General features: G+C 63.0%; 4 protein-coding genes. 2 read left to right on the forward strand and 2 right to left on the reverse strand.

The features are described 5' to 3' along the window. Nucleotides 1–177 precede the first annotated feature (177 nt). Nucleotides 178–1,230 (forward strand): TerC family protein, encoded by a 1,053-nt coding sequence (locus tag B384_RS0101885; protein WP_019481449.1) that lies wholly within the window; start codon nucleotides 178–180, stop codon nucleotides 1,228–1,230. A 35-nt stretch (nucleotides 1,231–1,265) separates the two neighbouring features. Here B384_RS0101885 and B384_RS0101890 read toward each other — a convergent pair whose 3' ends face one another. Further along, the gene (locus B384_RS0101890) at nucleotides 1,266–2,594 is read right to left on the reverse strand and encodes an alpha/beta fold hydrolase (protein WP_019481450.1); all 1,329 of its coding nucleotides are present in this window, start codon (nucleotides 2,592–2,594) and stop codon (nucleotides 1,266–1,268) included. Further along, entirely contained in the window at nucleotides 2,591–3,073 is a 483-nt protein-coding gene (locus B384_RS0101895) for a GNAT family N-acetyltransferase (protein WP_019481451.1), read from the reverse strand. Before B384_RS0101895 ends, B384_RS0101890 begins: the two co-directional genes overlap by 4 nt. A gap of 420 nt (nucleotides 3,074–3,493) precedes the next feature. Here B384_RS0101895 and B384_RS19540 point away from each other — a divergent pair. Next, a partial coding sequence (locus B384_RS19540; protein WP_019481452.1) for a DUF222 domain-containing protein occupies nucleotides 3,494–4,391 on the forward strand: 898 nt, incomplete at its 3' end.

A 4,391-nucleotide genomic window follows, 5' to 3' on the forward strand; every position in this document is an offset into this window, starting at 1 on the left:
GAGCCATTTCCTGATCCGGCTCGTACGGGGTTAGGATAAGCCGGACGTAGGGGAGTATCCCGAAGCGCTACGATCGTCAACACGCGGAGCATCGATGTTTCGCCGGGCGTAGCGGCCGGTGGCAAATGCCGCGGCGGAGAGACTTGCGGAATCCGCTGCACCCTTGAAAGGTCCCTCATGCCCGAACCCACGCTGGAACTGCCATTGGCGTTTGAAGTAGGCACATTCATTGTGCTGGGCCTCATTCTCCTGTTCGATTTGCTGCTGGTCGTTAAGCGCCCGCACGAGCCGTCAATGAAGGAAGCCGGCCTGTGGGTCACGTTCTACGTTTCTCTCGCGTTGATCTTCGCGGTCCTGATGTTTATCTTCACCGGCCCGGATTACGGGGGACAGTTTGTCGCCGGCTGGGTCACCGAATATAGCCTGAGCATTGACAACCTGTTCGTGTTCATCATCATCATGGCCCGGTTCTCGGTACCCCGTAAGTATCAGCAGGAAGTGTTGATGGTGGGCATCATCATCGCGCTGGTGCTCCGCGGAATCTTCATCCTGCTCGGCGCAGCCTTGATCAGCAACTTCAGCTGGATCTTCTACATCTTCGGTGTCTTCCTGCTCTACACGGCCTATCAGCAGGCCAAGGACACCGGCGAAGACGAGGAACACGGTAGCGAAAACAAGGTGATCGGCAAGCTGCGCAACGTCCTGCCGATGACCGACAAATACGACGGCAACAAGATCCGTACCGTCGTGGACGGCAAGAAGGTCTTCACCCCGATGCTGATCGTCTTCGTGACCATCGGCCTCACCGACCTGCTCTTCGCAGTGGATTCGATCCCGGCCATCTTCGGTCTGACCGAAAGCGCGTTCATCGTCTTCACCGCCAACATTTTTGCCCTGATGGGCCTGCGCCAGCTGTACTTCCTGCTCGGTGGCCTGATGACCCGGCTCATCTACCTGAAGCATGCGCTCTCGGTCATTCTGGCGTTCATTGGCATCAAACTGATCCTTCACGCCATGCATGAAAACGAGTTGCCGTTCATCAACGGGGGCCAGCACATTGAGTGGGCTCCGATCATCCCCACCTTCCTGTCCCTCGGCATCATCCTCGGCACCATTGTGGTCGCGGTTGTCCTGAGCCTGCTCAGCCCGAAGGCCAAGCAGGCCAGCATCGATGCCAAGCTTGAAGAGGACGCACGGAAGGCCCGCGGCACGGCCGACGTCGAGAAGTAGCCTTCTCCGACCGTCCGCGCTTCAGCGCTGGCTGACTACGCGGGCCAGCCGGTCATACCCAGCAACCGGTTGAAGATCGCTTCGCCATCGTCGGAAATCCCGTCGTGGTGGAAGTCAGCTGTCTCCCATGCCTGTAAGCCTTTGACCGCGCGGGCTGTCCGCATGGACAGGTCATGGTCCACGTAGATGTCGTCCTGATAGACGGCAGCGGCAGCGGGGACAGTGTTGTGGGCGAGCTGGTCGGTGTCGTAGAGGCTGCCCCAATCCGCCTTTGCTGCGAGGAGGTCAGCGACGTCCCGCAGCGGAACCAGTGACGGGTCTTGATCGAAGTACCACCGATACACCATTTCGCCGGTCAGCAGCGGTTCCTCAGCCGTCGGGAGGAACTGGGGGTGCTCGGCCAACACCCGGTTGGCGGACCAGTCGGAGGCCTCGCCCTGGCAATAAATTGACTCGTGCAGTAGGGCGTAAAGGGGGTTGGATGACCGGCTGACCTGCGCCCAGACGGCGTCCAGGAACACCTGGGACAGCCGCTGACCATCGGCGGTGCTCACGAAGGCGTCCTCGAGCAGGAAGTGCAGGGCGTCCATCCGGGTGTTGCCACCAAGGAAGGATCCGATCATCTGCAGCCGTGCAACGGTGAGACGCTCACCGGTCGGTAGCCGCTCGTCGATTGCCTCGACGTGGTGTGCAATCCGGGTGAGGGTCGTCCGGTCCTCGGGATACTTGGCGAAGTATTCCCGGTTCCTGGCTTCGACGAGCCGATACGTCGCGGAATAGACCTGATCCGGGGGGCCACTGAGTGGTGCCAGGCCGCCGGTGATCAGCGCACGGTCCATGCCCTCGGGTGCGACAGAGAGGTACGTCAGGGTGCAGAAGCCGCCAAAGCTCTGACCGAACACCGTCCAGGGCGCCCCGACGAGCTGGCGGCGGATCAGTTCGGCGTCAGCAACAATCGAGTCGGCCCTGAGGTGCGCGAGATACTCGGCCTGTGCGGCAGCGTCCCCGCGGAGGGGAAGGGTCGCGGCATCCGCTGGGGTGGAACGGCCGGTACCGCGCTGATCCAGCATCAGAATTCTGAAGTGTCTGGCCGCAGCCTTCATCCAGCCGCCAAGCTGGGTGACCCTGCTGCCCCGGCCGCCGGGCCCACCTTGCAGGAACAGCAGCCATGGCAGGTCGGCAATGGCCTCGTCGTCGTACTCCAGCGAGCTGTACTCGCGGGCAAAGATGGTGATGGTTTCACCATTGGGCGTCCGATGGTCCAGGGGAACTGTGAAGTAATGGCCGGTGGTGCGAGCGCCGTGCATCAGGTGGGTTGATTCGCGGCGGTGGGGGACGACGTCGGCGGCTGACTGGTCGCTCACGTAGCGGATCCGCTGACCACTGCGGTGAGGGCGGGGCCGGTGAGGCGATAGGTGGTCCACTCGTCCTGGGGGAGGGCGCCGAGACTGTCGTAGAAGTTGATTGAGGGTTCGTTCCAGTTCAGGACCGACCATTCCACCCGGGCGTAGCCCCGTTCCGCGGCGATGCGTGCAAGGTTCTGCAGGAGTGCTTTGCCGTGGCCTTCGCCCCGGGCTTCGGGGCGGACGTACAGGTCTTCCAGGTAGATCCCGTTGACGCCCTCCCAGGTTGAGTAGTTCAGGAACCAGAGGGCAAAGCCCTGGATGACGCCGTCCGACTCGGCGACATGCGCGAACACGCTTGGCATGGGTCCAAAGAGGGCCTGATGCAGCTGTTCGGGAGTGTTCCTGACGGCGTCAGGTTCTTTCTCGTAGATGGCGAGGTCGTGGATGAGCTGGAGGATGGTGGCTACATCAGCCGGGCGGGCGTCGCGGATAGTCATGCACTCAACCCTATCTATTACAACCCCGGCGAGAGGGTAGCTGTGTCGGGTCTGGACGTGCCGGGGCCATCACAGCCAACCGCTCGGTGGCGGGTTTGAGAGTAGTCAGGCGAGTTCAGGGCTTACGAGGGCCGCTTTTGTGGTGCCGAAAAAACTTCGAAAAAGTTTTTTCCGGGCCCCCTATTTTCCCCTCATACTGTCGGTGCTCGATGATGGAATTGGGGTATGAAAAGCAGTGCAGCTTCTGCTCCCGGATCGGGAATCCCTCCCGAATCCGGCGCGGATTCCGCCTCGACCAGCGGGCCCGCGAACACGGCCACGGGGTCTACTGCGGGAACTCACGCCGGGGCTTCCGCGGGGTCTTCCTCCGGGGCTTCTGTTGGGTCTTCTGCTGGGTATGGTCCGGAGGGACCGCTGGGCGTGGACGCGGTGTGGACAGCACCCACTGTTGAACCGCCGGAGGCTGAGGCTGCGGGTTCGACCGATTCGAATGATGAGGCATCGGATTTTTGGGGAATGGCCTTCGTGCCCGGCGAGCGGGTGCGCTCCAGCGACGAACCTCCCGCCCTGACCGGCCAGCTCGGGCTCGCCGCCCCGGCCGGCCTTGACTCTGCCCAGGTGGTAGATGCGTTGAATGACGTCGCCGAGGCGCGGTCATGGCTCGATGCCCAGGAAGCGAAACTGGTCACCCGGATCCTGGACCTGCAAACCGAGCAAACCCGTTGCGGCCGCGGGGCGTTCGGGTTCGAGAAAACCCTGGCCGCAGCCGAGATCGGCGCCACGTTGCACCTGCCGGAGCGGACCGCCGGGTTCCTGGTCGAACACAGCACCCTGCTGACCCGCCACTACCCGGCCACGTTGAACGCGTTAGAGGACGGCAGACTCTCACGCCGCCATGCCTGGGCTGTTGTCGAAGAGGCCACAGACATGCCCGACACCGACCCCGCTCTGGCCGCCGCCTATGAAACCAGGCTGATCGCGTTGGCCGGTCAGACCACGGTGGCGAAGTTCTGCCGCCAGGCCCACCGGTTACGCGAAAAACTTCACCCCGAACCCATCAGTAGCCGGCACCGGAAAGCTCTCCGGGAACGCGAGGTGGTCCTGAACGGCGCCCACGACGGGATGGCCTGGCTCGCCGCGTACCTACCCACCGAACACGCGGCCGGGATCTTCCACCGGGTCGATACCGCAGCCCGGGCCTTGCAGGGCCCCGACGAGGCCAGGACTCTCACCCAGCTCAGGGCCGATGTTCTGGTGGATGTCCTCACCAGCGCCGGACCCACCGGACACATGCATGAAGCACCCGACCCCGCTGCTG

This window comes from Arthrobacter sp. TB 23 (assembly GCF_000294595.1).
Classification (GTDB): Bacteria; Actinomycetota; Actinomycetes; order Actinomycetales; family Micrococcaceae; genus Arthrobacter_D.